Annotated in this window: 21 protein-coding genes and 1 riboswitch; of the genes, 11 read left to right on the forward strand and 10 right to left on the reverse strand. The window is 69.4% G+C overall.

Going from position 1 to position 26,936, the window contains the following annotated elements; genetic code table 11:
* Positions 1-40: 40 nt before the first annotated feature.
* The 3 genes from ABZ824_RS02480 to cofC all read right to left on the reverse strand — a co-directional run bounded on the left by ABZ824_RS02480 (position 41) and on the right by cofC (position 3,929).
* Positions 41-1,006 (reverse strand): bifunctional NUDIX hydrolase/histidine phosphatase family protein, encoded by a 966-nt coding sequence (locus ABZ824_RS02480; RefSeq protein ID WP_356961239.1) that lies wholly within the window; start codon positions 1,004-1,006, stop codon positions 41-43.
* The gene (locus ABZ824_RS02485) at positions 1,003-3,174 is read right to left on the reverse strand and encodes an RNA degradosome polyphosphate kinase (RefSeq protein ID WP_356961240.1); all 2,172 of its coding nucleotides are present in this window, start codon (positions 3,172-3,174) and stop codon (positions 1,003-1,005) included. The genes ABZ824_RS02480 and ABZ824_RS02485 overlap by 4 nt, the downstream gene beginning before the upstream one ends.
* A 71-nt stretch (positions 3,175-3,245) precedes the next feature.
* Positions 3,246-3,929: a 2-phospho-L-lactate guanylyltransferase gene (gene cofC, locus ABZ824_RS02490; RefSeq protein WP_356961242.1), complete on the reverse strand. Its 684-nt coding sequence runs from the start codon at positions 3,927-3,929 to the stop codon at positions 3,246-3,248.
* A gap of 31 nt (positions 3,930-3,960) precedes the next feature.
* Between cofC and ABZ824_RS02495 the strand changes: the two genes are divergently transcribed.
* Together ABZ824_RS02495 and ABZ824_RS02500 are read left to right on the forward strand one after the other, a co-directional pair.
* Positions 3,961-4,956 carry an NAD(P)H-dependent glycerol-3-phosphate dehydrogenase gene (locus tag ABZ824_RS02495; protein WP_355069808.1) on the forward strand — a complete coding sequence of 332 codons (996 nt, stop codon included), beginning with the start codon at positions 3,961-3,963 and terminating at the stop codon, positions 4,954-4,956.
* 76 nt (positions 4,957-5,032) lie between these two features.
* Entirely contained in the window at positions 5,033-6,136 is a 1,104-nt protein-coding gene (locus tag ABZ824_RS02500; RefSeq protein ID WP_355069809.1) for a D-alanine--D-alanine ligase family protein, read from the forward strand.
* Between the two features lie 52 nt (positions 6,137-6,188).
* Here ABZ824_RS02500 and ABZ824_RS02505 read toward each other — a convergent pair whose 3' ends face one another.
* Positions 6,189-6,956 (reverse strand): DUF3515 domain-containing protein, encoded by a 768-nt coding sequence (locus tag ABZ824_RS02505; protein ID WP_356961243.1) that lies wholly within the window; start codon positions 6,954-6,956, stop codon positions 6,189-6,191.
* A gap of 152 nt (positions 6,957-7,108) precedes the next feature.
* Between ABZ824_RS02505 and thiL the strand changes: the two genes are divergently transcribed.
* Genes thiL through ABZ824_RS02525 form a run of 4 tightly spaced genes read left to right on the forward strand, consistent with a single transcriptional unit; the run spans position 7,109 to position 10,183 of the window.
* Positions 7,109-8,275, forward strand: a complete 1,167-nt coding sequence (gene thiL / locus ABZ824_RS02510) for a thiamine-phosphate kinase (protein WP_356961244.1) — start codon at positions 7,109-7,111, stop codon at positions 8,273-8,275.
* Between the two features lie 11 nt (positions 8,276-8,286).
* Positions 8,287-8,970 carry a uracil-DNA glycosylase gene (locus ABZ824_RS02515; RefSeq protein WP_355070973.1) on the forward strand — a complete coding sequence of 228 codons (684 nt, stop codon included), beginning with the start codon at positions 8,287-8,289 and terminating at the stop codon, positions 8,968-8,970.
* Positions 8,971-9,020: 50 nt separating this feature from the next.
* A complete protein-coding gene (locus ABZ824_RS02520; protein ID WP_355069814.1) occupies positions 9,021-9,260 on the forward strand; it encodes a hypothetical protein in 240 nt (79 codons plus the stop codon).
* Between the two features lie 59 nt (positions 9,261-9,319).
* Complete coding sequence (locus ABZ824_RS02525; RefSeq protein WP_355069816.1) at positions 9,320-10,183, forward strand: alpha/beta hydrolase; 864 nt, start codon at positions 9,320-9,322, stop codon at positions 10,181-10,183.
* 1 nt (position 10,184) lies between these two features.
* Here the strand turns inward: ABZ824_RS02525 and ABZ824_RS02530 are convergent, their stop codons facing one another.
* The 3 genes from ABZ824_RS02530 to rpmB all read right to left on the reverse strand — a co-directional run bounded on the left by ABZ824_RS02530 (position 10,185) and on the right by rpmB (position 11,872).
* Positions 10,185-10,973 (reverse strand): enoyl-CoA hydratase-related protein, encoded by a 789-nt coding sequence (locus tag ABZ824_RS02530; RefSeq protein ID WP_356961246.1) that lies wholly within the window; start codon positions 10,971-10,973, stop codon positions 10,185-10,187.
* Between the two features lie 79 nt (positions 10,974-11,052).
* Positions 11,053-11,592 carry a GNAT family N-acetyltransferase gene (locus tag ABZ824_RS02535; RefSeq protein WP_356961247.1) on the reverse strand — a complete coding sequence of 180 codons (540 nt, stop codon included), beginning with the start codon at positions 11,590-11,592 and terminating at the stop codon, positions 11,053-11,055.
* An 88-nt stretch (positions 11,593-11,680) separates the two neighbouring features.
* Positions 11,681-11,872 (reverse strand): 50S ribosomal protein L28, encoded by a 192-nt coding sequence (rpmB, locus tag ABZ824_RS02540; protein WP_039799620.1) that lies wholly within the window; start codon positions 11,870-11,872, stop codon positions 11,681-11,683.
* A 329-nt stretch (positions 11,873-12,201) separates the two neighbouring features.
* Between rpmB and ABZ824_RS02545 the strand changes: the two genes are divergently transcribed.
* Positions 12,202-13,944 carry a DAK2 domain-containing protein gene (locus ABZ824_RS02545; RefSeq protein WP_356962418.1) on the forward strand — a complete coding sequence of 581 codons (1,743 nt, stop codon included), beginning with the start codon at positions 12,202-12,204 and terminating at the stop codon, positions 13,942-13,944.
* A gap of 2 nt (positions 13,945-13,946) precedes the next feature.
* Positions 13,947-16,229, forward strand: a complete 2,283-nt coding sequence (gene recG, locus ABZ824_RS02550) for an ATP-dependent DNA helicase RecG (RefSeq protein WP_356961248.1) — start codon at positions 13,947-13,949, stop codon at positions 16,227-16,229.
* A 230-nt stretch (positions 16,230-16,459) separates the two neighbouring features.
* On the opposite strand, the gene ABZ824_RS02555 is transcribed toward recG, so the two are convergent.
* Complete coding sequence (locus ABZ824_RS02555) at positions 16,460-17,881, reverse strand: short-chain fatty acyl-CoA regulator family protein (protein ID WP_355069823.1); 1,422 nt, start codon at positions 17,879-17,881, stop codon at positions 16,460-16,462.
* A gap of 280 nt (positions 17,882-18,161) precedes the next feature.
* Between ABZ824_RS02555 and ABZ824_RS02560 the strand changes: the two genes are divergently transcribed.
* Positions 18,162-18,533, forward strand: a complete 372-nt coding sequence (locus ABZ824_RS02560) for a limonene-1,2-epoxide hydrolase family protein (protein ID WP_356961249.1) — start codon at positions 18,162-18,164, stop codon at positions 18,531-18,533.
* A gap of 5 nt (positions 18,534-18,538) precedes the next feature.
* On the opposite strand, the gene ABZ824_RS02565 is transcribed toward ABZ824_RS02560, so the two are convergent.
* Positions 18,539-19,414, reverse strand: a complete 876-nt coding sequence (locus ABZ824_RS02565; RefSeq protein ID WP_356961250.1) for a hypothetical protein — start codon at positions 19,412-19,414, stop codon at positions 18,539-18,541.
* 365 nt (positions 19,415-19,779) lie between these two features.
* Positions 19,780-22,050 (reverse strand): 5-methyltetrahydropteroyltriglutamate--homocysteine S-methyltransferase, encoded by a 2,271-nt coding sequence (gene metE / locus ABZ824_RS02570; protein WP_356962420.1) that lies wholly within the window; start codon positions 22,048-22,050, stop codon positions 19,780-19,782.
* 164 nt (positions 22,051-22,214) lie between these two features.
* Positions 22,215-22,402, reverse strand: a riboswitch (cobalamin riboswitch).
* A gap of 560 nt (positions 22,403-22,962) precedes the next feature.
* Here metE and ABZ824_RS02575 point away from each other — a divergent pair.
* Positions 22,963-26,367, forward strand: coding sequence for a pyruvate carboxylase (locus ABZ824_RS02575; protein WP_356961251.1), 3,405 nt, complete (start codon positions 22,963-22,965; stop codon positions 26,365-26,367).
* A complete protein-coding gene (gene rsmD / locus ABZ824_RS02580; RefSeq protein ID WP_356961252.1) occupies positions 26,364-26,927 on the forward strand; it encodes a 16S rRNA (guanine(966)-N(2))-methyltransferase RsmD in 564 nt (187 codons plus the stop codon). Before ABZ824_RS02575 ends, rsmD begins: the two co-directional genes overlap by 4 nt.
* Positions 26,928-26,936: the final 9 nt, after the last annotated feature.

A 26,936-nucleotide genomic window follows, 5' to 3' on the forward strand; every position in this document is an offset into this window, starting at 1 on the left:
GGCGCCCGCCGACCCGCGCGGTGACGCGGGAGCTGCCGGTCTAATCCGACCGCACCACGTAGGCTGACAGCGATCGATCCAGATGGTCGGCGGCCACCAAGCGATGGCCGACGAACGACAGCACCCACACACTGCCCTTGCGATTGCGCGCCGACGGCAGCGCGACTCCATCGCGTTCGGCCAGCCATCCCAGCAGATCGGGGATCACCTTGCCCTGACTGCAGACGACACGAATGGCTTTGTCCGACACCAGGGCTCGAAAACGTTCCCGGGCGTCGTCCGGGTTTTCGGCGTACCCGGTCTCGGAAAGCAATGGCTCCTCGATGATTTCGACACCGAGTTTCTCCGCCAACGGCGCCACGGACTGCACGCAACGCAGTGGTGGAGCCGAATAGACCTCAGATGCGCCGAACGCCAAGAGGTTCGGCGTGAGCGCCTGTGCCTGCGCCTCGCCCTCGCGGTCGAGCGGACGCTGCTCGTCGGGACCGTTGAAGCGGTCCCTGCGGCCTGCTTTCGCATGCCGCACCAACAGCAGAGTGTCGGTGCGCGCGGGCAGCCGGGTGAAGGCGCGCACCACCTGCCGGTCCATCGGATACGACAGCTGGTCCATCACCCGATCCAGCGGATGCCAGCTGAGCACGTCCACCTCGGAGTTGACGGTGAACTCCCCGCCCACCTGTTCGGCGGCCCAATAGTCGACCCGCTTCAGCTTGCGGTGGCCGGGGATCGGGTAGGTCACGTGGCCGAGGTAGCGGCCGAGTCTGCTCTCCAGCCCGGTTTCCTCCCGTACTTCGCGGACCGCGGCCAGCACCGGGGTCTCGCCCGGGTCGAGTTTGCCCTTGGGCAGCGACCAGTCCTCGTACTTGGGGCGGTGGACGATCGCGATCTCGATCGCACCCGAGGACGACTCGCGCCACAGCACCGCTCCGGCGGCGTGGATATTGGCGGTGACGCGGGGATCCCAGAACGGGCCCCCCTCTTGTTCGAACCCCGTTTTGGCGTTCACTGCTGATCTGGCCTCCGCAGCCGCATCAAGAACTCCTGATGGTCTCTGATCTTGTCCCCGTCGCCGGACACGCCCGGTGACGCCTGCCACGTGCCGTCCGGTTGCAGCACCCAGCAGCGCGTGGTCGGCGACAGAGCCGAGTCGAAGACTCCGCCGAGTTGTTCGGTCAACCGCGGATCCTTCACCTGCGCCATCACCTCGACCCGGCGATCGAGGTTGCGGTGCATCATGTCGGCGCTACCGATCCAGTACTCGTCCTGCGCCTGGAAGTGCAGGATGCGGGAATGCTCCAGGAACCGGCCGAGGATCGAGCGGACCTCGACGTTCTCGCTCATCCCGGGCACACCGGGGCGCAGGCCGCAGATGCCGCGCACCACGATCTGTACCGGCACGCCCGCCTGGGAGGCCCGGTACAGCGCGTCGATGACCTCCTCGTCGACGATGGCGTTGGCCTTCAGCCGGATTCGGGCGTCCTTACCCTCACCCGCCAGATCGGTCTCGCGCTGGATGCGCTCGATGATGCCGGAGCGCACGCTGTGCGGGGCGACGAGCAGATTGCGGTAGTTCTCTTTCCGCGAGTAACCGGTCAGCGAATTGAACAGGTCGGTCAGGTCGGCGCCGATTTCGGGTGCGGCGGTGAGCAATCCGACGTCCTCGTAGAGGCGCGCGGTCTTCGGGTTGTAGTTGCCGGTGCCGATGTGGCAGTAGCGCCGGATGGTGGCGCCCTCGCGGCGCACCACCAGGCAGGTCTTGCAGTGGGTCTTCAGGCCGATGAGGCCGTACACCACGTGCACGCCGGCCTGTTCCAGCGCGCGGGCCCATTTGATGTTGGCCTGCTCGTCGAAGCGCGCCTTGATCTCGACCAGGGCGACCACCTGCTTGCCCGCCTCGGCGGCGTCGATGAGCGCGTTGACGATCGGGGAGTCACCGGAGGTGCGGTACAGCGTCTGCTTGATGGCGAGCACCTGCGGGTCGGCGGCGGCCTGTTCGATGAACCGCTGCACGCTGGTGGAGAACGAGTCGTACGGATGGTGCACCAGCACGTCACCCTCGCGCAGCGCGGCGAAGACGTTGCGCGGCGTCTCGCGCTCGCCGAACGCGGGCGGGGTCGCGGGAACGTACGGAGTGTCCTTCAGATTCGGCCGGTCGACGCCGTACACCTGCCAGAGGCAGGACAGGTCGAGCAGGCCGGGCACCTGGATGACGTCGTCGGGGTCGACGTCCAACTCGCGGAGGAGCAGATCGAGCATGTGCTCGGTCATGTCGTCGGACACCTCTAGTCGCACCGGCGAACCGAACCGCCGCCGGGCCAGTTCCCGCTCCAGCGCCTGGAGCAGGTCCTCGTCGCGATCCTCGTCGACTTCGAAGTCCGCGTTGCGGGTGATCCGGAACGAGTGGTGCTCGACCACCTCCATGCCGGGGAACAACAGGTCCAAGTGCGCGGCGATGAGCGCTTCCATCGGCAGGAAAGCCGCGATCGGGGAGCCGGAGTCGGTGCGGCGCACGCGGACGAACCGGTCGACGTTGTCGGGGACCTTGACGCGGGCGAAGTGCTCGCCGCCGGTCGCGGAATCCTTTACCGTCACCGCGAGGTTGAGACTCAGCCCGCTGATGTAGGGGAAGGGGTGCGCCGGATCGACCGCGAGCGGGGTGAGGACCGGGAAGACCTGATCCTGGAAGTAACCCGAAAGGCGACTGCGTTCGTCCTCGTCCAGATCGCTCCAGTCGATGATCGCGATGCCCTCGGCGGTCAACGCGGGCAGCACGCTGTCGAGGAAGACGCGGGCATGCCGCACCGCGATCTCCTGGGTGCGCGCGGCGATCAGTTCCAACTGCTCGCCGGGGGAGCGGCCGTCGGCCGAGCGCACCAGCAGGCCGGTCTCGGCGCGGCGTTTCAGCCCGGCCACCCGCACCATGTAGAACTCGTCGAGATTGGACGCGAAGATCGCCAGGAACTTCGCACGCTCCAGCAACGGCAGCGACTCGTCCTCGGCGAGGGCGAGCACGCGGGCGTTGAAGTCCAGCCAGCTCAATTCGCGATTGAGGTAGCGATCGCGTGGCAACCGCGCCGCCGACGAGTCGGTGGACAAGGGTGTCGCCGCTGGGGGTGGCGTGGGAAGCAACGGCTGCTGCTTGACGGTTTCCGTATCGCTCACGTCACCGATCATCCCCTACCGGAGAGGTCGTGTGCATCCCGCGACCGTGATCGTCATGTGTCTCACGCCACCACGGCGACCGGCTAGCACACGTGTGGAACGTGTTCGTGAACGCCGCCCGGCCAGCCGATGTCGTGCAGGACAGCACGCGTCGCGTTTCCGGCCCCGAGTGCCACCGCGCGGTCCAGATCGGCGGGGGTGTCGACGTCCAAGCGCAGGCCCGGCCAGTCCCCGGTGAGATCGACCGCGCCCGCGTCGATATGGCTGCGTGCCGACCCGGGACCGAAACGGGGATCGAGCGCGGCGACCGGGTCGCGAACCACGAGCGCGGCGGTGCCGCTGCCCTCGTGATCGATCACGATCGAGCGCAACCCGCGCGGGGCGGCGGCGAGCATGTCCGACAGTTCTTCCGGGCGCAGCGCGGGCAGATCCGCCTGCAAAGCGAGCAGATCGATCGGGCCGTGCGCGACGCGCAACGCGGCGGCGGTGGCGGCGAGCGCGGTGTTCAGCCCGTCGGCGTGCCGCTGACGCGGTTCCGGATGGACTTCCGCGCCCAACGTGCGGGCCAGGTCCGCGACGGCGGGGTCGGGCGTGACCACGGTGACCGATACGACCTCGCCGACCGCCGCGGTGGCGGTCACGGTGTCGGCGAGCATGGCCAACACCAACCGGGCCCGGTGCTCCGGGCGCAGCCGGTCGGCCAGTCGGCTCTTGGCCTGATCGAGGCTCTTGACCGCGATCACGGCATGCACGGCGTGCGGGCGCATGCGAGCAATCCTTCCATGGCATATTGGGCTGATGACGAGGGCGGCAGTGCTGGGCGCGGGATCGTGGGGCACCGCGTTCGCGAAGGTGTTGGCGGACGCGGGAACCGAGGTCACGATCTGGGCCCGGCGGCCCGAGGTCGCCGCGACGCTGGCCTCCGAACATCGCAATCCCGATTACCTGTCGGATATTCCGCTGCCGCCGGTCGCGGCCACCCACGACCCGGCGGTGGCGCTGGACGGAGCGGACATCGTCGTGCTGGCGGTGCCGTCGCAGTCGCTGCGGGCCAACCTCGCGGAGTGGAAGGGGTTGATCCCCGGCGACGCCACGCTGCTGAGTCTGGCGAAAGGCATCGAGACCAGGACGCTGCTGCGGATGAGCCAGGTGATCGAGGAGGTCACCGGGGCCGATCCGAGCCGGATCGCGGTGCTGTCCGGACCGAACCTGGCGCGCGAGATCGCGGTGGGCCAGCCTGCCGCGACCGTGGTCGCCTGCTCGGACAACGATCGCGCGGTGGCGGTGCAGCACGCCTGCGCGACCGGCTACTTCCGTCCCTACACCAACACCGACGTGGTCGGCTGCGAGATCGGCGGCGCTTGCAAGAACGTCATCGCGCTCGCCTGCGGCATCGCGTCGGGAATGGGACTCGGCGACAACTCGATCGCCAGCCTGATCACCCGCGGTCTCGCCGAGATCATTCGGCTCGGGGTGGCCCTCGGCGCGGAGCCGGTGACGCTCGCGGGTCTGGCCGGCGTCGGAGACCTGGTCGCCACCTGTACCTCCCCGTTGTCGCGCAACCGGTCGTTCGGGCACGTGCTCGGCGCGGGCGGATCCATGGACGCCGCCCAGTCGGCCACTCATGGCCAGGTCGCCGAGGGTGTGAAGTCCTGCACATCGGTGCGCGCGCTGGCCGAGCGGCACGGCGTCGAGATGCCGCTGACCACCGCGGTGCATCAGGTCTGTCACGAAGGGCTCTCCGTGCGCGAAGCCGTCGGCAACCTGCTCGGGCGGCGGATGAAGCCCGAGTGAGCCCGCTCCGCCCCGGCGGGAGTGTCCGGGACGGTCAGCGGTGGGAGTGCACATCGAAACGGGTACGGTTCGGGGCATGACGAACCGGATCAGGGTGGCTGTGGTGTTCGGCGGGCGCAGTAACGAGCACGCCGTGTCCTGCGTATCGGCCGGTAGCGTGCTTCGCCACCTGGATCAGGAGAAGTACGAGGTCGTGCCGATCGGCATCACCACGGAAGGCCGCTGGGTGCTCGGCGGTTCGGAGGTGGCCGCGCTCGGCATCCACGACCGCGCACTGCCGTCGGTGGACGCCACCGGCACGGCATTGACCCTGGCCGCGGACCCCAGCCGCCCCGGGGCGCTGATCGCGCTCGACGATCCCGGTGCGGCGCTCGGCTCGGTCGATGTGGTGTTCCCGATCCTGCACGGACCGTTCGGCGAGGACGGCACCCTGCAAGGGATGCTGGAACTCGCCGGAATTCCCTACGTCGGCCCCGGCGTGCTGGCCAGCGCCGCGGGCATGGACAAGGAGTTCACCAAGAAACTGCTCGCGGCGGAGGGGCTGCCGATCGGCACGCAGGTGGTGTTGCGGCCCGGCACCGCGACGGTCACCGAGGAAGACCGGCTGCGCCTGGGTCTGCCCGTGTTCGTCAAACCGGCCCGTGGCGGCTCATCGATCGGCATCACCCGGGTCACCGACTGGAACGAGCTGGACGCGGCCATCGCCGTGGCGCGCGCGCATGATCCGAAGGTGATCGTCGAAGCGGGCATCGTCGGGCGTGAGGTGGAGTGCGGGGTCCTGGAATACCCGGACGGCCGGGTCGCGGCGAGCGTGGTGGCGGAGATCCGGATGCCGGAGACCGGCGTCACGGTCGACGGACCCGCGTTCTACGACTTCGACACGAAGTACCTCGACGACGTCTGCGAATTCGACGTTCCCGCGAAACTGGACGACGAGGTGTCCGACCGGATCCGGGAATTGGCCGTGCGTGCCTTCCAGGCTCTCGACTGCCAGGGACTGGCGCGGGTCGATTTCTTCGTAACCGAGCAGGGGCCGGTGATCAACGAGATCAACACGATGCCGGGATTCACCGCCATCTCCATGTATCCGCGCATGTGGGAGGCCACCGGCATCGACTATGCCGCACTCGTCTCGACGCTCATCGAGACCGCGCTCGTTCGCGGCACCGGGTTGCGTTAGGGCCTGCCGTCGTCGGGTGCGCCCCAGGTGATCGGCGCGCGACTACTCGGAGTCAGTTGGGCAGCGGTCCCGGGTCGATCGGCTGGGCCGGGAGGTTGGCGGTGATGGTGTCGGAGACTTCTTGCAGCGGTGTCGGACCGGAGCCGTCGGGGACGGTGAGGGCGACGTAGGTCCCACGGTCGACGGCGAACCACGTGCTCGCCTTGGCGGCCTGGTCGCGGACCTCGAACCACTGCACGCCGTTCACGATCTGCAGCGGCGAGGCGCGGTTGAATTCCAACGGGCGATCCAGCCCGCAGCGCAGCACGATGGCGTCGCCGCCGTCGGCGCGCTGCCATGCGCGTGTGGCGGGCGGAGCGGGCTCGACCAGCGTCGATTTCGTGAAATCACCCAGGTCCGCGGGTAGGGCGGGCAGCAGGGCGGCGCACGCCGGGCCCTCCGCAGCCGGAGCCGGGACAGGGCCGAGCACCAGCGGTTCGCGCTCGACGGGCGCGCGGTGCGCGAGTACGGCGGCGACGAGCACCGCGACGACCAGCACGACCGGAAGCGCCACGGCGGTCGCGATGAGCGCGGGCGGGTACTGGTGTGCCGGGGACGACGCGGGGCGGCTGTCCGGGTCGCCGGTGTCGGTATCCGCGTTCGCGCTGTCCTCGCTCTTCGACAAGGAAGGAGTGGTCCGCGCGTCCGAGTCGGCGGCTTGTGGGCGATCGGACGCATTGTCCGTCGCCGCCGGTTCCTTCGGGGCGCTCCCGGGATCCGTGGCATCGGTGCGTTCGTGCTCGGGCTCCGCCGAATCACGGTCCGACGAATCCGCCGCCATGCTCACCGATCCTTTCCGCTACGCGCGTCGTCGCTGCCGCGCCGCAGGGCCGTTGGTACTCGAGTGCCCCCGAAAGGGTACCGTCGGGCTCATTCCAGCAAGCAGCGCGCCGGAGAGGATCGGTCATCAGCGCCAGCAGTGCCCCGAGGACAGTGCGTGAACTGGGCGAGTTCGCGCTGATCGAGCGCATCAACGCGGGTCGCGTCCAGGCGCCGGGTGTGCTGCTCGGCCCCGGTGACGACGCGGCGCTGGTCGCGGCGCCGGACGGCCGTTTCGTGGTGACCACCGACATGCTCGTGCAGGACCGGCACTTCCGGCTGGACTGGTCCAGCCCCGAGGACGTCGGCCGCAAGGCGATCGCGCAGAACGCCGCCGACGTGGTCGCCATGGGGGCGACGCCGACCGCGTTCGTCGTCGCGCTCGGCTGCCCGGCCGACACCCCGCTCGAGGTGATCGACGGACTCGCGGACGGCATGTGGGCCGAGGCCGCCAGGGCGGGCGCGTCCATCGCGGGCGGCGATCTGGTCCGCAGCCGCGAACTGGTCGTCTCCGTCACCGCCTTCGGTGATCCGGGCCGCGGCGCGCCGGTCACCCGAGCGGGTGCCCGCGTGGGCGATGTCGTCGCGGTAGCGGGCCGCCTCGGCTGGTCGGCCGCGGGACTGGCCGCCTTCACCGCCGGAGCGACCGGACCGGAGTTCGTGGAAGCGCTTGCCGCGCATCGCGTTCCGCAGCCGCCGTACGCGCTCGTATTGGGCGCGCTGCGGCGCGGGCGACGCGGAGGATCGAATCCGTCTGAGGTGCAGCCCGTCTCGTCCCGAACCGAAACCACATCCGAGGTAACGGCCGGAGATCCCGCGACCGCACGCCGCGATTCGGGAGCGCCCGGCTCCCTCGGGACCTCGGCTACCGAGTCGTCCGCACCGGTCACGCTCGACGAGGACTTCGGAACCGAAGCGTCCGACGTCGGCCTGCACGCGCTGACCGACGTGTCCGACGGACTGCTCGCGGATCTGGGGCACATCGCGTCGGCCTCGGGCGTGGCCATCGATCTGGATTCGGCCGCCCTGCGCGACCCTGCGCTGGAACCGATCGCCGCCCGGCTGGATGCCGATGCGGCGCAATGGATCCTGACCGGCGGAGAGGACCATGCCTTCGCGGGCACCTGGGCGCCGGACGGTGCGCTTCCCCCTGGATGGGTTGCGATCGGGCGGGTTCTGGCCGGTCGCGGGCTCACCGTCGACGGTGTGGCGCAGACCGGCGACGGCGGGTGGGAATCGTTCCGTGGGGCGGACTCGTCATCCGGCGGCCGGTCACGCTAAGTTGTGCGGTCATGGGCGCGAAACCACTGTCGGAAATCATGGATCCGGGATGGGCGAAGGCACTCGAGCCGGTGGCGGATCGGATTACCGCCATGGGCGATTTCCTTCGTGCCGAGAACGCGGAAGGCCGTGGCTACCTACCGTCCGGTGACAACGTGCTGCGGGCCTTCCAGCGTCCGTTCGACGCGGTGCGCGTGCTCGTCGTCGGCCAGGATCCGTATCCGACGCCCGGTCACCCGATGGGGCTGAGTTTCTCCGTGGCGCCGGATGTTTCGCCGATCCCGCGCAGCCTGGCCAATATCTTCGCCGAATACAGCAAGGATCTCGGTCACCCGACGCCGTCCTGTGGCGATCTGAGCCCGTGGTCGGACCAGGGTGTGCTGATGTTGAACCGAGTGCTCACCGTGTCGCCCGGCAAGCCTGCCTCGCACCGCGGCAAGGGGTGGGAGGCGGTCACCGAGCAGGCGATCCGCGCCTTGGTCGCCAGGGACGAGCCGTTGGTCGCGATCCTGTGGGGCCGCGACGCGGCGACGCTCAAGCCGTTGCTGACCGAGTCCGAGGTGCCCTACATCGAGTCCGCGCATCCGTCGCCGCTGTCGGCGTCCCGCGGGTTCTTCGGTTCCCGCCCCTTCTCGCGAGTGAACGAACTGCTCGACGAACTGGGGGCCGAACCGGTTGACTGGCGCCTGCCCTGAGTTGGGCGTCTGTGTGTGATCGACCGAGTTAACGAGTGAGGAGCTGTTCCATGCACAACAACACCGTCCGGGGCGCGCTGCGCGGTACCACCGCGACCCTGGCCTTCTGCGCCGCTCTGAGCAGTGGCGCCGCCGTCGCGAGCGCGGCTCCGCTGCGGCTCGAGCCGGCCACGGAGACCACCACGGCCCCGGTCGCCGAGGAATACACCTCCAGCGGTTCCTCCACCATCTCCGCGTCGTTCAACGCCAAGATCGCGTGCCTGTTCTTCGCGGGCAACCTCGCCTGCTGAACACTCGAAACGCCGGGTTCGCGCCAGCGCGTCCCGGCGTTTGTGCGATCCTACGGATCGTGAGTAATGCGAACTATCTTCTCGAACCGTCCCGGCTCCGGCTGCGCGGTTCGGGCGGAATCGAGCTGGCCGCCGATCAGTTCGGCCCGGTCGACGGCCCGCTCGTCGTCTTCCTGCACGGTGGCGGGCAAACCCGCCATTCGTGGAAGAAGACCGGCGCCCGGCTCGGCGCGTCGGGAATGCGGGTGGTCACGGTGGACGCCCGCGGCCACGGCGACAGCGAGTGGGCGCCGGATCGTGACTATCGGCGCCAGACCATGGTGGACGACCTGCTGCTCGTGCTCGAACAGCTGGGCGAGCCCGCGGTGGTCGTCGGGGCCAGCATGGGGGGAATCACCGGTCTGCTCGCCACCGCGCGGCCCGGCGGGGATGCGATCAGCGCCTTGGTGCTCGTCGACATCGTGACCCGGCCTGAGCCGGAAGGCGTCGCCCGGGTGATCGACTTCCTCGGCAAGCATCGCGACGGCTTCGACAGCCTCGAACAGGCCGCCGACGCGGTCGCCGAATACCTGCCGCACCGCCCGCGGCCGAAGAGCCCCGAAGGACTGCTGCGCAATCTGCGTGAGCGCGACGGCCGCTGGTACTGGCACTGGGATCCGGACATGCTCAGTGATCGGGTCGAGGACCCGTCCGCGATGATCGAGCCGATGGAGGACGCGGCGCGGGCGCTGCGCATCCCGGTTCTGCTGGTGCGCGGCATGCGCTCGGACGTGGTCAGCGCCGAAGGAGCCGAAGCGTTCCAGCGGTTGGTGCCGCACGCCCAGCTGGTCGAGATCGGCGGCGCGGCGCACACCGCGGCCGGTGACGACAACGACTCGTTCACCGACGCGGTGGCGAAATTCGTGCTCTCCACCCGGGAGTGATTCAGGCGAGTCCGGCGTAGTCGGGTTTGCGTTTCGCGACGAACGCGTCGACGCCCTCGCGTCCGGCGGCGGAGCCCGCGGCAGCGGCGATCCCGTCGCGCTCGCTGTCGAGTTGATCGCTCAGCGTCGCGGTGCCCGACTGCCGCAACAGCGACTTGATGCTCGCGTGGGTAGAACGCGGTCCGGTGGCCAGAGTGCGTGCGAGGCGCTGCGCCTCCTCGGCGATCTCGCCGTCGGGGACCAGCCTGCTCAGCACGCCGAGGCGCACTGCCTCGTCGGCGTCGATGACGGCGTCGGTGAGCAGGATTTCGCGCGCCCGCCCCTGCCCCACGATGCGCGGCAGCGTCCAGGACATGCCCCCGTCGGGGCTCAGGCCGATGCCGGGATAGGCCGGGCGCAGTTTGGTGCCGGGCCCGCCGAGGGCTATGTCGGCCAGGCAGACCAGGCTCATGCCCGCGCCCGCGGCCCAGCCCTGCACCGCCGCGACCACCGGCACCGCGGTCGCGTCCAGCGCGCGGACGAAATCGTGCAGATCGGTGGCCAGACCGCGGATGTGCGCGGAGCGGTCCTGCGCCGCGGCGAAGCCGCGCACGTCGCCGCCGGCGCAGAAGTTCGCGCCGGTGCCGCGCAGCAGCACCGCGCCCACCTCGGACCCCAGCGAACTCAGTGCGGCGGTGCCCGCGTTGATGCCCGCGAAGTCCATGGACGTGCCGTTGGCGGAGGTGGCGATGGTGATCTGGAGGACGCCGTCGACGGTCGTCACGTAGCCGGTTTGCTCGCTGGTGGTCATGATCTGCACCTTAACGGGCGCGGCCGGACGCAGTCCCTCGGTAGTCCGCACGGCAACCGGAGCGAGGGCGAGGGTACCTCTAGCGGCCGTCGTCCGACACCGACTCGGCGTGCATCGTCGGCGTGCGCACCATGCGCACCTCGATCGCGGCGGTGAACGGTTCGACCTTGCGCGTGCCGTCGAGCACGAACCCATGCCGCCGGTAGAACGCCTTGGCGCGCGCATTCTGCTCGAACACCCACAGCGAGCACGGAGCGGCCGGATCGAGCGCGGCGCGGATCAGGTCGTCGGCGACCCCGCTGCCGTGCCAGGAGGAACGCACGTAGAGCGCGTGCAGTTCGATCGGGGTCACCGCGTCCGGGTCGCCGGGCGGGCCCGCGCTGGAGAATCCGATCACCACGTCATCGACGACCGCGACGTGCGTGCGGCCCGGATAGCGCAGCCGGTCGCGCTCCCACTGCTCGGCCCGTCGTCCGATATCGAAGGCGTCGAGCACGTGCGCGGGCACCAGCCCCCGGTACGCCTCGCGCCAGCAGGCGATGTGGCATTCGGCGAGGCTGTAGACGTACTCGGCGGTCAGCGGCTGGACCCGCCACGGATGCTCGGTCACAGCGGCCATGCGCGGCCCGCACTCATGACAACGCCCCGGACCACCCGATACGGGTGCCGGGGCGTGTACCGACGAGGCCGGTCAGCCCGAGGGCGGATCAGCCGCGGGCGACCTTGCCCGCCTTCAGGCAAGAGGTGCACACATTCATCCGGCGGGTGTTGCCCGGGGCGACCTGCGCGCGAACGGTCTGGATGTTCGGGTTCCAACGACGGTTGGTGCGCCGGTGCGAGTGCGAGACCGACTTCCCGAAGCCGGGGCCCTTGGCGCAGACGTCGCAGACGGCAGCCATAGTCGCGAACTCCTTCATGTCAATGGTGGGGACCGCCGCTTTCGCGGTGCGGCGCATCCTCGTGCAATGTCGAGTGCCCTGTCAGCGGAGAGCCGACCAGCGCAGACCGGTGACGGCCGCGCGAGGCAACCCTGCAAGGGTAGCTGTGCTGCCTTCGATCCACCAAACCGGTCCCCGTGAACGAGTGCCGGATCGGTCGCCGGGCATATCCATTCTAATGACGCGGTCTTACCGGTCGCCTGTCGGGACCGCCCGCTAACCTGGCGGGCGGTGGTGGTGCGCAGGTGGCGGAAGGGAGTGAGGTGACGGTGTCCGGAGCGCGAGACGTGATGGACGGCACGGCATTGCTGCGCTGGGGCCGTACCTGTCTCGCCGGCCTGGAGCATCGGCGCGAGGAGATCAACGCGCTCAATGTGTTCCCTGTCCCGGACGCGGATACCGGCACCAATCTGCTGGCCACGATGCGTGCCGCGGTGGAGGCGGGGGAAGCGGCCGCGTGGGCGGACGGGAGCGCCGCCGTCGCCGTCGCCGTCGCGATGGCGCACGGCGCGACGGTCGGCGCCCGCGGCAATTCCGGGATCATCCTGTCGCAGGTACTGCGCGGCGTCGCGGACACGGTGCACGGCGGTCCGTTCACGGCCGACAGCCTGCGCGCCGCGCTGGCCAGGGCCTCCGAACTGGTCCGTGAGGCACTGAGCGTGCCGATCGAAGGGACGATCCTCACCGTGCTGGACTGTGCGACCGCGGCGGCCGCGGCATGCCCCGACCAGGAATTGGCGGATGTGGCACTCGCGGCGGCCGACGGCGCGGCCAAAGCGCTCGGCGACACCCCGTTCCAATTGGGCGTGCTGCGTCGGGCCGGTGTCGTCGACGCGGGAGCCCGAGGGTTGGTCGTGCTGCTGGACAGCTTGGTCGCCGTGACCCGAGGCGAGGCGCCGACGCGGCCGGAGTACCCGCGGCCCGCGGCGGCCGACCGTTCGGCGCCCGCCGGCGAGGCCGAACCGCAGTACGAGGTGATGTATTTGCTGGCCGACTCCGACGAGCGGAAAGTGGCCGCGTTGCGCGCCCGTCTCGGCGAACTCGGCGACTCGGTCGTCGTCGTCGGCGACGGAAGCGGATCCTGGTCGGCGCACGTGCACTGCGCCGATGCGGGTGCGGCGGTGGAAGCGGGCATCGCGGCGGGCATGCTCAGCCGGATCCGCGTCGAGAACGTCGCTTTCGCTTCGCACGCGGACATATCCGAGGCGTCGAGCGGCCTCGGCGCGGCTGATCGCGCCACGCGCGCGAACCCCGGCGAACTGTCCGATGGCGATGCGTCCCGGGCCGGGCCTGCCCGAGGCGAAGGCGTCGCGGGATCGGTTCCGCCCGCCGATTCGACCCAGGTGGTGGCCGGTGCGCTCGGCCCGAGCGTAGCTCCGGCCGACCGCGGGATTCTGGCGGTGGTCGCGGGTGCGGGCGCGGCGACGCTGTTCGAGGACGCGGGCGCGGTGGTGCTGGCAGGCGAGCCCGTCACCGCGGCAACTCTGCTGGCCGCGATCCGGCGTATGCCGAACCGAGAGGTACTGGTGCTGCCCAACGGCGCGCTGCCTGCGCACGAATTGGTCGCCGTCGGTGTCGCCGCGCGTGACGCCCACCGGGACGTGCTGCTGTTGCCGAGCGCGTCGATGGTGCAAGGACTGGCGGCCTTGGCCGTGCACGACCGCGGGCGGATCGCGGTGGACGACGCCTTCGCCATGTCCGAGGCGGCCGCCACCACGCGCTGGGGATCGCTGCGCGCGGCGACCGAGCGCGCGCTCACCATGGTCGGCACTTGCGAACCGGGCGATGGGCTCGGTCTGGCCGGGCACGACGTCGTCGTGATCGAGCGCGATGTGCGCGCCGCCGGGCGGACGCTGCTGGACCGGCTGCTCGCCTTCGGCGGCGAGCTGGTCACCCTGCTGATGGGCGCGGCGGCGCCGGAGGGCCTCGGCGACGAACTGGCGGCGCATATCGCGCAGAACTTTCCCGGCGTCGAGGTGATCGTGTATTCCGGTGGGCAGCAGGGCGATTCGGTGCAGATCGGAGTGGAGTAGGCATGGCGGCACTGAGTGATCGGCTCGACCACATCCTCGGCGCGAAGGCGGCGGACTCGCTCGCGGACGCTTTCGACATGCGGACCGTCGAGGATCTGCTGCGGCACTACCCCCTGCGATACGCGACGCAGGGGCAGCCGCTCACCGAGGAAGCGCCGGAAGACGGTTCGCACATCACCGTCATCGGCCGGATCACGAAGGCCGAGCTGCGGCCGATGCGCAACCGCCGCGGTTCCCTGCTGAAGGTGGTGCTCGACACCGGCTCCGGGCGCGGCGTTGACGTCACCTTCTTCAACGGCGACAAGGTGAAGTACGTGGTCCGCGAAGGGCTGCGCGCGATGATGTCGGGCACGGTGAACTACTGGCGTCCCGGCCAGTGGAACCTCAGCCATCCCGGCTACTTGATCCTGCCGGAAACCGAGGGCGATGACGATTCGGTCGGCGCGCTGACCAGGGTGCGCGGCGGCGGAGACCTGCGCGGCCTCGCGGAGAGCGCGAAAGGCGCGGGGGGAGTGGACACCTCGTTCATGGAACGCGAGTTCATCCCGGTCTACCCGGCGACCGCCAAGGTGCAGAGCTGGGACGTGCTCGCCTGCGTGCGTCAGGTGCTCGACCAGCTCGATCCCCTCGACGATCCCGTACCGGAAGACGTGCGCGCCGAACGCGCGCTGCCGAACCTGTCCGACGCGCTGCGCCTGATCCACCTGCCCGAACGCAAGGACGACATCGATCGAGCCAAGGACCGGCTGCGTTTCGATGAGGCGCTGGCCTTGCAATTGGTCTTGGCCGAGCGCAGGCACGAGGTGTCCGGGCGCAGGGCGCGCGGTTGTGCTCCGCGGCCGGACGGTATCGCCGCGGCGTTCGAACAGCGACTTCCGTTCGAACTCACCGCGGGGCAGCAGCAGGTCGTCGCGGAGATCTCCGCCGACCTGGCCCGTGAACAGCCGATGCACCGGTTGCTGCAAGGCGAGGTGGGCTCCGGCAAGACGATCGTCGCCCTGCACGCCATGCTGCAGGTGGTGGACGCGGGACTGCAGTGCGCGCTGCTCGCCCCGACGGAGGTGCTCGCCGCGCAGCACTATCGGTCGCTGCGTGGCATGCTCGGTGACCTGGGCGCCGCGGGCGAGCTGGGCGCGGCCGACCACGCCACCCGAGTGGTGTTGGTGACCGGGTCGATGTCGGCGTCGGCCAAGAAGGCGGCGTTGCTGGAAGCGGTGACCGGTGAGGCGGGCATCGTGATCGGCACGCACGCGCTGATCCAGGACAACGTCGAGTTCTTCGACCTCGGCATGGTGGTGGTCGACGAGCAGCATCGCTTCGGTGTCGAGCAGCGGGATGCCCTGCGCGCCAAGGCGAAAGCGGGCGCCAGTCCGCATCTGCTGGTGATGACCGCGACCCCGATCCCGCGCACCATCGCCATGACCACGCTCGGCGATCTGGAGACCTCCACGCTGACCGAACTGCCGAGAGGCCGCTCGCCGATCGTCTCCAGGGTGGTGCCGCGCAGGCAGCACCCGAACTGGGTGGATCGCGCCTGGGAGCGGATCGTGGAGGAGGTCGCCGCCGGGCGCCAGGCGTACGTGGTGTGTTCGCGCATCGGCGACGACGAGGAGGCCGCGGGCAAATCCCGCAACGGGCGGGCGAAGAACGGCGACGGGGAGAAGGACGGCCCGACCACCCAGGCCGTGCTGGACGTGTTCGAGACGCTGCGCGCGGGCCCGCTGTCCGGCGTGCGGGTCGGCTTGCTGCACGGCAGACTGCCCGCCGACGAAAAAGACCAGGTGATGCGGGCGTTCAATGACGGATCGGTGGACGTTCTGGTGTGCACCACCGTGGTCGAGGTCGGCGTGGACGTGCCCAACGCGACGGTGATGGTGATCGTCGACGCCGACCGGTTCGGCGTCAGCCAATTGCATCAGCTGCGCGGCCGGATCGGGCGGGGCGAGCACCCCGGTTTGTGCCTGCTGATCACGGATGCCGCGCCGGGCGGGTCGGCCATGGCGCGTCTGGATGCGGTCGCCGCCACCACCGACGGCTTCGAACTCGCGGTGCTCGACCTGCGGACCCGGCGCGAGGGCGACGTGCTGGGCGCCGCCCAATCCGGCACCGCCCGCTCGCTGCGCCTGCTGTCACTGCTGGACGATCTCGAGGTGATCACCGCGGCGCAGGAGTTCGCCCGCGCGGTGGTGGCGTCCGACCCGGGGCTGCGCGAACATCCCGGGCTGGCGGGGATGATGCACGCGGCGGTGGACTCCGAGCGGCTGGAGTATCTGGCCAAGTCTTGATCGCACCGGCGGCGTGGACGGGAGACGTCGGACTCCGGGCGCGCACGTGCGGCGGCCACGTCGCCGTTCGCGCACAGTGGCGGCCGAAAGATCGGTGCTGAACGGCGACCCGGCCGCGCTGATCTCCTCGGCGGGCGCGCCGTTCACGGTGGTCGTGCTCGAGATCGACGCAGCGACTCCGGGCGATCCGCGCCGGGCCGACCCGCACGAGCTCGCCGGAAGGGAAGTCGTCAGCGCCCGAGCCGCGGGTAGGGCAGGTCGGTGCTGGTGTGTTCGGCGACCGCCAACGGGCTGCCTATGTGCGGGAAGGCGCGCTGCGGACACGCGGGACGCTCGCACACTTTGCAGCCCGCGCCGATCGGGACCGAGGCCGCCGGGTCGTCCAGCTGCAACCCGGACGAGTACACCAAGCGGTCGGCGTATTCGATATCGCAGCCGAGGCCGACGGCGAAGTTCTTCGCCGCGGTGCCGAACCCGTGTGGGGCGATCGCCGCGGTGCGCGCGATCCATAGATACCGGCGGCCGTCGGGCATCTCGGCCACTTGGGTCAGGATCCGGCCGGGATGGGAGAAGGCCTCGTGCACCACCCAGAGCGGGCAACTGCCACCGACCCGGGAGAAGTGGAAAGCGGTGGCGGACTGACGTTTGGAGATGTTGCCCGCCCGGTCGGTGCGGACGAAGAAGAACGGAACGCCACGCTGGCCCTGCCGTTGCAGGGTGCTGAGCCGATGGCAGACGGTCTCGAACCCGACCTCGAAACGCAGGCCGAGCAGGTCGATGTCGTAGCGGAGTTCCTCGGCCGAGCGCAGGAACCGGCTGTAGGGCAGCACCAGCGCGCCCGCGAAGTAATTGGCCAGCCCGATCCGGGCCAGCGTGCGGGATTCGCCGCTGAGCGACGGGCTCTCGGCCAGCACGGCATCCAGCTCGGCCCCGTACAGCAGGAGGCCGAGCGTGGTGGCGATCTGAAAGGCGCGCTGGCCCGGCCGCAATCGGCGAGCGAGCGTGAGCGTGCGGGTCTCGGTGTCGTAGTGGCGTTTGGGGACGGTGGGGTCGGCGCCGTCGCCGCGCACCAGAACGGTGACGCCGGCGCGTTCCTCGGCGATGCGGGCGAGCTGGCGATCGAGCGAGCCGATGGTCAGCCCGGAATTCTCGAACAGTTGCTCGGCGGCGATGTCGAGTTGCGGAATGTGATTGTGGTGGTCGTAGAAGAAGTCGCGTACGTCCTCGTAGGGCATGGGCACCCCGGGCGCGCCCGCGGGCGCGGACACCCGCGCGGACAGCAGGTCGAGCTGATCGGTGGCGGCGCGTAGGCGGCGATGCATGGCGACGACGATCCTGGCGACTTCCGGTTGGCGGGTCGCCAGCTCCTCCACCTCGGTCAGCGGCGCTGTGTGTCCGCCCGCGGCGTCGACCAGCACTTCGTGTAGATCCGATACGAGCCGCGCGTCGGAATCGGCGGCGAAGAACTGGACGTCCAGGTCGAAGGTGGAATTCAATTTCAGCAGTACGGGAATGGTGAGTGGGCGCTGGTCGCGCTCGAGCTGATTGAGGTAGCTCGGCGACAGATCCAGCGATTTCGCCAGAGCCGCCTGAGTCATTCTCCGCTCTTCACGCAACCGCCGAAGCCGGGCGCCCGCATACATCTTGCGCACGTGCACGATGGTAGCTGTGATTATTCGCAATCATCGCAATAACGCGCGCTATTACCCACAAAGATGTGCTTTTGCGAGGTGTCCAGCAATGTATTCGATCTGCGTAGCGTGCGAAGAGAGGTTTGCCACCGTGTCGTTGTGAACGCGTGAAATTCGCCGTTGCCCGCGGCCTGGAACGAAACCGACCCGGAAGTCGCTGACGCCCTTCCCTGCCGAGCAATTGCTTGGTTGAATCGAGGGGTTCCAATCCCCGCCCCGGCGCCAGGAAGTGAGCAGACGAATGCCCGATCCCGACGAGCTCGTGCGTGCGATGTGCCGAAGCTGGTCCGACCCTGATCCGGATCGGATCAGCGCGTACTTCGCCGAGGACGCCGTCTACCACAACATCCCGATGGAGCCCATCGTCGGCCGCGCCGCCATTCGCGACTTCATCGCGGGTTTCCTGACCACCTTCGACGCCATCGATTTCGACATCCACCACCAGATCGCCTCCGGCAACGTGGTGATGAACGAGCGCACCGACATCCTCCGCTCCGCCGGACGCGAGACTCCGCTCCCGGTCATGGGTTTCTTCGAAGTCGCCGACGGCGCCATCACCACGTGGCGTGACTACTTCGACATGGTCGCCATCAACCGAGCTTTCGGACTGTAAGGGCCTCAGCCGAACAGATCGTTCTCGGATTCGGCTGTGGCGGCCTTGCGCGTCCAGGATTCGAGCCGGTCGAGATCGGTGCACCCGGTGATCTCGGCTCGCGTCTTCTGCCCGACGACGATCCCGCGCGCTTCCAGCACAAGGAGAAGGGCCCGCACCGCTTCTTCGGTCCGCCCTTCGTCGCGGCCTTGCGCCACGTACTTGCGGGCGAAGTCGCTCTGGTACTCGTACTTGAAGGTCGACGTCATGAGTTCCTCCAGTCGATGCCGGGCCGTCTTCGACAGAGCCGCGACAACAAGGTCATAGTACATTTTCGCCCGCTCGTCATCGGTGCTCTGCAATCCGGCGAGAAGTGCCTCGAACACACGATCGGCCTCCGGTCCGTCCGCGTGTGCGAGTGTGGAGAGGACGGCTCGTTCCGGTAGCGCTCGAGCTTCGTCGAGATCGGTGACTGCCGGTACCACGTCCGGTCCGAGAACCAGCGGACTCAGGACAAACCCAGGGTGACCGAGTTCGATCGGCTTGCGACACCATGCGGCCACCTGGGCGTCCGGTGTGACGACCATCAGGAAGACAGGGCACTGCAAACGGGCGCGGAGAGTGCTGACATAGACGGGCCAAGCCCACTGCCGCGAGCGGTCACGACCGAGCTGTATCTCCAGCACGATGCCGACAACAGCGATTCCCGCCGAATCGGCGCAAACCAGGGCGACATCGCCCCGGAACTCGTTCGGCCCGACGTCCGTGTAATCGGATGATCCCGTGCGCGCTTCCGCGTACGCGGGTAGGGAGATGCCGAAGGCGTCGGTGAGCAGACCGGCCGCCAGGCTCGGTCGCGACCGGAACATCTCTACGAGCACTTCGTGCTGCTGTGTCGGCATGGAATGAAAGCTATATGGGCACAAGGAGATTCGGGTTTGTGAAGTGAACTTTCTTATTGCATGGAACCGAACCGGCCATCGGTGCGTCGAAAGTAGGCAAGAGGGGAAAGACGGTGTCGTAGTCGACTAGTGAGGAGGGGTAGCCGATGGAGCGTTGTTCCGGGTGTCATACGGCGTGGCGGCGAGGGATGCGGGCGCGGGCGCGGGAGTTGCCGGTCACGCGGCGGGAAGAACCGTGTGACCGGTACACCCTACGGCGGCGGCAGCCGCCTCGGCCGGAACCCGAATCCGACTGAGGCCGTGTTTGATCCGGTGCCCCCTTCGGCAGGTAAAGGGGGCACCGGATCGGCGATCTGCGGGTGGGGTTACCGCACGGCCGTCGCTGCCGCGACCATGTTGCGGAGCGAGGCTTCCACCTCGGTGCGTCCCCTGGTCTTCAATCCGCAGTCGGGATTCACCCAAAGACGCTCGGCCGGAACGGCTTTCAATGCCGCGCGCAGCGATGTGGTGATCTCGTCAACGCTGGGCACCCGTGGAGAGTGGATGTCGTACACGCCGGGGCCGACGCCGAGGTCGAATCCCGCCGCGTTGAGGTCGTCGAGCACCTCCATGCGTGAGCGCGCCGCCTCGATGGACGTGACATCGGCGTCCAGTCCGGCGATCGCGTCGATCACCTCGCCGAACTCCGAATAGCACAGATGCGTGTGGATCTGCGTCGCGTCGGACACCCCGGAGGTCGCGAGCCGGAACGACCGCACCGACCATTCCAGATACCCGGGCTGATCGGCCGCGCGCAGCGGAAGCAGTTCCCGCAAGGCGGGCTCGTCGACCTGGATGATCCGGATGCCCGCCGACTCCAGATCCACGGTCTCCTCCCGGATCGCCAGCGCCACCTGGCGGGCGGACTCGCCCAACGGCTGGTCGTCGCGGACGAACGACCACGCCAGAATGGTCACCGGGCCGGTCAGCATGCCCTTCACCGGCTTGTCGGTGAGCGACTGCGCGTAGCCGATCCACTCCACGGTCATCGGCTCCCGCCGCGCGACGTCCCCGAACAGGATCGGCGGCCGCACGCAGCGCGTCCCATAGGACTGCACCCAACCTTGCTCGGTCGCCGCGAACCCGTCGAGTTGCTCGGCGAAGTACTGCACCATGTCGTTGCGTTCCGGCTCGCCGTGCACCAGCACGTCCAACCCCAGCTCCTCCTGGAGCGCGATGACGTCCGCGATCTCGGCCCGCATCCGGCGTACGTACTCCGCCCCATCGATCTCGCCCTTGCGCAGCGCGGCGCGCGCCAGCCGGATGGCCGAGGTCTGCGGGTAGGAACCGATCGTCGTGGTCGGCAGCGCGGGCAGCCGCAGACGATCCCGCTGCAGTTCCCGGCGTTGTTCGGCGGGCGCGCGGCGGTCGGCGTCGGGCCCGAGCGCGGCGAGCGCGGCTCGCACGCGCGGATCGTTCAGCCGCGGATCCGACCACCGCGACGCCAGCGCCGCCCGCGCCTCGGCCAACTCGGCGGCGATCGCCTCCGTGCCCTGGCTCAGACCGGTGGCGAGCAGGCGCACCTCGGCCACCTTTTCCGCACCGAACGCCAGCCAGGACCGCAGCCGCTCGTCCAACCCGGTTTCCGCGGCCAGCGTGTACGGCACATGCAGCAGCGAGCAGGAACTCGAAACCGCCACGTGCGCAGCGGATCCCAGCAACGCGCCGAGGGTGGCCATGGCGCGGTCCAGATCGGTGCGCCACACATTGCGGCCGTCGACGATCCCCGCGACGAGCAGTTTGCCGGTCAGCGCGGGCACGGCGGCCACCGCGTCGACGTCGGCGCCGGCCGTGAAATCGAGGGAGACCCCCTCAATTCCGGTGCTCGCCAGCGCCGTCAGCGCCGCATCCGGTCGCCCGAAGTAGGTCGCGACGAGGATCGCCGGGCGCTCGGCGGCGTCGGCGAGTTCCTCGTAGGTGACCTGCACCAGGTCGATTTCCTCCGCCGTGAGGTCAGTGACCAGCACCGGCTCGTCGATCTGCACCCATCCGGCACCGGCGACGGCGAGCCTGCGCAGCAGTTCCCGATACAGCGGCAGCAGCTCGATCAGCCGGGCGAGCGCCGAGCCGCCGGTCGCCTTCGCCAGTTTGAGGAAGGTGATCGGCCCGATCACCACCGGCCGCGCGGGCACCCCCAGCTCCAGCGCTTCCCGCAGTTCCGCGAGCAGCTTCTCCGGGTGCAGCGAGAATGCGGTCTCCGGCTCGATTTCCGGCACCAGGTAGTGGTAGTTGGTGTCGAACCACTTGGTCATCTCCAAGGGCTCGACCGTGTCGGTGCCGCGCGCGGCGGCGAAATACCGTTCCAGCGGGTCCGCGATCCCGGCGACCCGGGGCGGCAGCGCGCCCAGCAACTCGGCGGTGTCGAGCATCTGGTCGTAGTAGGAGAACGTGCCGATCGGAACGGAGTCCAGGCCCGCGGCCCGTAATTCGGCGAATTGGGCGTGCCGGAGGTCGCGCGCCACGGCGTGCAACTGGTCGGCGTCGATCTTGCCCGCCCAATAGGCTTCGGTGGCCCGCTTCAGTTCGCGCCGCGGCCCCACTCGTGGAAGCCCGAGAACCGTCGCGGTAAACGGCTTTTGCTGTGCAACAGTCACGATGTTTCTCCATTGCTGAGGACGAAAGCCATCGCCATACGGGCAGGCGGAGAACCCGGTGACATGCCGGTGATGTTCCCGGCGGAGCCCGACACGTCAGCTGGTGATCCGCACGCCCAATCCACGAGGCGGTGGCCGCCGGGTACGGCGTACCCGGCACGGCTGGCAGGTCTTCGGACTCGCGGGCACCGGCCGTGCGGGCCGGCATACGCCGGAGTGCTCCCGATGGCCGACCTACTGGCCGTCGCTTCCCAAGTCGCCGAACCTTCCGGATCGCTGAACTCAGTGCCTGGTGACGGCGGTCGTTCCTGCATACCGCTGCGGGACAGTCCCGGATTCCCACCGGGTTCCCTCTCACCCGCCGTGACGTCGCCGTACGGGCGGGCTCGACTCCGTGGCGCGACGTCGGGGCTCCATCTCGTCGTGCTGCGGTGAACCAGCTGCCCACTCAGCATAGGACGCGGCCGAGCGAGCACACCGCGAGGGATCGCACACCAGTATTTGCCCGCACCGCTCATCTCGTACCGATTCCGCACCTGCTTCCGTTCCGGCTATCGGCCGGGCCGCCGATGCGGTCCCTGATCTGCTCTCGACCGGCTACCAGACCGCCGGGTCACCCGGGATTCACCTTTCCGAACTCGTCGTATGCGTGGTTCGACTGGTCCGAGGGCGCGAACTCGTGCCAGGGGAGCGCGGCTCGATGCCGGGATCGACCACCGGGACGGCTGCTCGGCGGCCTCCGCCGCCGGACCCGAACCGAACCCGGCCTCGGGACAGCACACCGGTTGCTGCCGCACCGCTCATGTGTCGGCGCTGTGAACGCAACTTCGCAACCGTGCTAGTCGGTCTTGTGAAAAGGTTTGCGAAGGGGGATTCCGTGTCGGTGCGGTTCACGCGGCCGGGTACCTTGGGTCAATGTTCTCGAAAGTCTTGGTTGCCAACCGTGGCGAGATCGCCATCCGCGCCTTCCGTGCGGCCTACGAACTCGGCATCGGGACGGTCGCCGTGTTTCCCTACGAGGACCGTAATTCGGTCCATCGGTTGAAGGCGGCGGAGTCGTACCAGATCGGCGAGCCCGGCCATCCGGTGCGGGCCTACCTGTCGATCGAGGCGATCATCGAGGCGGCCAAGTCGGCGGGCGCGGACGCGATCTACCCGGGGTACGGGTTCTTGTCGGAGAACCCGGATCTGGCGGCGGCATGCGCCCGCGAGGGCATCACCTTCATCGGACCGTCGGCCGAGGTGCTCGAACTGGCGGGTAACAAGGCGCGGGCGATCGCGGCGGCCAAGGCTGCCGGGCTGCCGGTGTTGCGTTCGAGCGCACCGTCGTCGGACGTGGAGGAGCTGCTGGCCGCGGCACGGGAGCTGGAATACCCCATCTTCGTGAAGGCGGTGGCCGGCGGCGGAGGGCGCGGGATGCGCCGGGTCGCCGCGCCCGAACAGCTGCGCGAGTCGATCGAGGCGGCCTCCAGGGAGGCGGAGTCGGCGTTCGGCGACCCGACGGTGTTCCTGGAACAGGCGGTGGTGAACCCCCGCCACATCGAGGTGCAGATCCTGGCTGATCAGCACGGGAACGTGATGCACCTGTTCGAGCGGGACTGCTCGGTGCAGCGCCGCCACCAGAAGGTGATCGAGCTGGCGCCGGCACCCAATCTGGACCCCGCACTGCGGGAACGGATCTGCGCCGACGCGGTCGCCTTCGCCCGGCAGATCGGCTACTCGTGCGCGGGCACCGTGGAGTTCCTGCTCGACGAGCGCGGCAACCACGTCTTCATCGAGATGAACCCGCGCATCCAGGTGGAGCACACGGTGACCGAGGAGATCACCGACGTGGACCTGGTGCAGTCGCAGCTGCGCATCGCGGCGGGGGAGACGCTCGAGCAATTGGGTCTCAGCCAGGACGCCGTGACCATCCGGGGCGCGGCTTTGCAATGCCGGATCACCACCGAGGACCCGGCCAACGGATTCCGTCCCGACACCGGCCGGATCACCGCCTACCGCACACCCGGCGGCGCGGGCATCCGCCTCGACGGCGGCGCGAACCTAGGCGCCGAGATCGGCGCCTACTTCGACTCCATGCTGGTCAAGCTCACCTGCCGGGGCCGTGACTTCGGTACGGCGGTGGCGCGGGCGAGCCGGGCGCTGGCGGAGTTCCGGATTCGCGGCGTCGCCACGAACATTCCCTTCCTGCTGGCGGTGCTGGACGATCCGGACTTCAAGGCGGGCCGGGTCACCACCTCGTTCATCGACGAGCGTCCGCAGCTGCTGACCCTGCGCCGGTCCGCGGACCGCGGCACCAAGATCCTCGACTACCTGGCCGACGTCACGGTGAACAAGCCGCACGGCGATCGGCCGACCTCGGTGTACCCGCACGACAAGTTGCCCACGATCGATCTGAGCGTGCCGCCGCCGGACGGCTCGCGGCAGCGGCTGCTGCGGCTGGGTCCGGAGGGTTTCGCGCGGGCGTTGCGTGAGCAGAAGGCGGTCGGCGTCACCGACACCACCTTCCGCGACGCGCACCAATCGCTGCTGGCCACCCGGGTGCGCACCAACGGTCTGCTGGGCGTGGCGGGGCATGTGGCGCGATTGACTCCGGAGTTGCTGTCGATCGAGGCGTGGGGCGGAGCGACCTACGACGTGGGGCTGCGGTTCCTGTACGAGGACCCGTGGGAGCGGCTGGCGGCATTGCGCGAGGCGATCCCCAACATCTGCCTGCAGATGCTGCTGCGCGGCCGCAACACCGTCGGCTACACCCCGTATCCGGAGGCGGTGACCCGCGCGTTCGTCTCGGAGGCGACCGCCACGGGTATCGACATCTTCCGTATCTTCGACGCGCTCAACAATGTCGACCAGATGCGTCCGGCCATCGATGCGGTCCGCGAGACCGGTACCGCGATCGCGGAGGTCGCGATCAGCTACACCGGGGATCTGTCGAATCCGGACGAGTCGCTCTACACCCTGGACTACTACCTGAAGCTGGCCGAGCAGATCGTCGACGCGGGCGCGCACGTGCTCGCGATCAAGGACATGGCGGGTCTGCTGCGCGCCCCGGCCGCGACCACGCTGGTCACCGCGTTGCGCAGCAATTTCGATCTGCCGGTGCACGTGCACACCCACGACACCCCGGGCGGGCAGCTGGCCACTTATCTGGCCGCGTGGCAGGCCGGCGCCGACGCCGTGGACGGGGCGAGCGCCGCGATGGCGGGCACCACCAGCCAGCCCGCGCTCTCGGCGATCGTCGCCGCGGCGGCGCACAGCGAGTACGACACCGGGTTGAACCTGCAGAACGTGTGCGACCTGGAACCGTACTGGGAGGCGCTGCGGAAGGTGTACGCCCCGTTCGAGTCCGGGCTGCCCGCACCCACCGGTCGCGTCTACACCCACGAGATCCCCGGCGGGCAGTTGTCGAACCTGCGTCAGCAGGCCATCGCGCTCGGGTTGGGTGACAGGTTCGAGGAGGTGGAGGCGAAGTACGCCGCCGCCGACCGGCTGCTCGGCCGCTTGGTGAAGGTCACCCCGTCCTCGAAGGTCGTCGGTGACCTGGCGCTGGCGTTGGTCGGCACCGGTGTCGAGGTCGAGGATTTCGCCTCCGACCCGGGCCGCTACGACATCCCGGATTCGGTGATCGGTTTCCTGCGCGGGGAACTCGGCACACCCGCCGGCGGCTGGCCCGAACCGTTCCGCACCAAGGCTCTGGCCGGGCGCGGCGCGGCCAAGCCCGAGACACCGTTGACGCCCGCGGACGAGAAGGGCCTGTCCGGCAGCTCCGAGGAGCGCCGGGCGACGTTGAACCGGTTGCTGTTCCCCGGCCCCACCGCCGAATTCCTCGCCCATCGGGAGAAGTACGGCGATACCTCCGGGTTGTCGGCCAACCAGTTCTTCTACGGGCTGCGCCGCGGCGAGGAACACCGGGTGCAGTTGGAGAAGGGCGTAACCCTGCTCATCGGCCTGGAAGCGATCTCCGAGCCCGACGAGCGCGGTATGCGCACGGTGATGTGCATCCTCAACGGGCAGCTGCGGCCGGTCTCGGTGCGTGACCGGTCGATCGCCAGCGAGATCCCCGCGGCGGAGAAAGCCGACAAGGCCAACCCCGGCCACGTCGCGGCGCCGTTCGCCGGTGTCGTCACTCTCGCGGTCTCCGAAGGCGATTCGGTCGCGGCGGGCGACACCATCGGCACCATCGAGGCCATGAAGATGGAAGCCGCGATCACCGCGCCACGCGCGGGCATCGTCGGCCGCGTCGCCATCGGCTCCGTGCAGCAGGTCGAGGGCGGTGACCTGCTCATCGAACTGGCGGTGCGGGAGTCGTCCGCCGGATGACGAGGATCGTCGCGGGCGCGGCGGGCGGCCGGCGCCTCCGGGTGCCGCCGTCCGGCACCCGCCCGACCTCCGATCGCGTCCGGGAGGCGCTGTTCAGCGCGTTGGACGCCCGGTTGGACTTCGCGGGCGCGCGCGTCCTCGACTTGTACGCGGGTTCCGGCGCGCTCGGGCTGGAGGCGCTGTCGCGCGGCGCCGAGCACGCGTTGCTCGTCGAATCCGACCGGAAGGCGGCGGCCGTTGTTCGCGGCAATATCGCCGACCTCGGGCTGCCCGGCGCCGAATTGCGGGTCGCGACGGTGGCCAGTGTGCTGCAACTGGGCGGGGCGGGCTGCTTCGACGTGGTCTTCTCGGACCCGCCGTACGCGGTGGACAACGCCGCGGTGCTGGCCGACCTGAGCGCGCTGGCCGAGCGCGGTTGGCTGCGCCCAGGGGCGGTGGTCGTGCTGGAGCGTTCGGCGCGTTCCCCCGAAACCGCCTGGCCCGCAGGCTTCGTCCCCGCGAAGTCGCGCCGGTACGGCGAAACCCGCATCGAGCTGGCGGAGTTCGATCCGGACGAATAGGCGCGCGTG

The sequence above is a fragment of the Nocardia sp. NPDC047038 genome (assembly GCF_040644075.1).
Classification (GTDB): domain Bacteria; phylum Actinomycetota; class Actinomycetes; order Mycobacteriales; family Mycobacteriaceae; genus Nocardia; species Nocardia sichangensis.

Bases quoted from the DNA above. Each gene is read 5' to 3' on its own strand.
- ABZ824_RS02530 (WP_356961246.1), bottom strand. From the start codon at position 10,973: ATGACCACCAGCGAGCAAACCGGCTACGTGACGACCGTCGACGGCGTC.
- rsmD (WP_356961252.1), top strand. From the start codon at position 26,364: ATGACGAGGATCGTCGCGGGCGCGGCGGGCGGCCGGCGCCTCCGGGTG.
- ABZ824_RS02535 (WP_356961247.1), bottom strand. From the start codon at position 11,592: ATGGCCGCTGTGACCGAGCATCCGTGGCGGGTCCAGCCGCTGACCGCC.
- ABZ824_RS02565 (WP_356961250.1), bottom strand. From the start codon at position 19,414: ATGCCGACACAGCAGCACGAAGTGCTCGTAGAGATGTTCCGGTCGCGA.
- ABZ824_RS02560 (WP_356961249.1), top strand. From the start codon at position 18,162: ATGCCCGATCCCGACGAGCTCGTGCGTGCGATGTGCCGAAGCTGGTCC.
- cofC (WP_356961242.1), bottom strand. From the start codon at position 3,929: ATGCGCCCGCACGCCGTGCATGCCGTGATCGCGGTCAAGAGCCTCGAT.
- ABZ824_RS02575 (WP_356961251.1), top strand. From the start codon at position 22,963: ATGTTCTCGAAAGTCTTGGTTGCCAACCGTGGCGAGATCGCCATCCGC.
- ABZ824_RS02520 (WP_355069814.1), top strand. From the start codon at position 9,021: ATGCACAACAACACCGTCCGGGGCGCGCTGCGCGGTACCACCGCGACC.
- ABZ824_RS02545 (WP_356962418.1), top strand. From the start codon at position 12,202: ATGGACGGCACGGCATTGCTGCGCTGGGGCCGTACCTGTCTCGCCGGC.
- ABZ824_RS02500 (WP_355069809.1), top strand. From the start codon at position 5,033: ATGACGAACCGGATCAGGGTGGCTGTGGTGTTCGGCGGGCGCAGTAAC.
- ABZ824_RS02515 (WP_355070973.1), top strand. From the start codon at position 8,287: ATGGGCGCGAAACCACTGTCGGAAATCATGGATCCGGGATGGGCGAAG.
- rpmB (WP_039799620.1), bottom strand. From the start codon at position 11,872: ATGGCTGCCGTCTGCGACGTCTGCGCCAAGGGCCCCGGCTTCGGGAAG.
- ABZ824_RS02495 (WP_355069808.1), top strand. From the start codon at position 3,961: ATGACGAGGGCGGCAGTGCTGGGCGCGGGATCGTGGGGCACCGCGTTC.
- ABZ824_RS02505 (WP_356961243.1), bottom strand. From the start codon at position 6,956: ATGGCGGCGGATTCGTCGGACCGTGATTCGGCGGAGCCCGAGCACGAA.
- ABZ824_RS02485 (WP_356961240.1), bottom strand. From the start codon at position 3,174: ATGATCGGTGACGTGAGCGATACGGAAACCGTCAAGCAGCAGCCGTTG.
- recG (WP_356961248.1), top strand. From the start codon at position 13,947: ATGGCGGCACTGAGTGATCGGCTCGACCACATCCTCGGCGCGAAGGCG.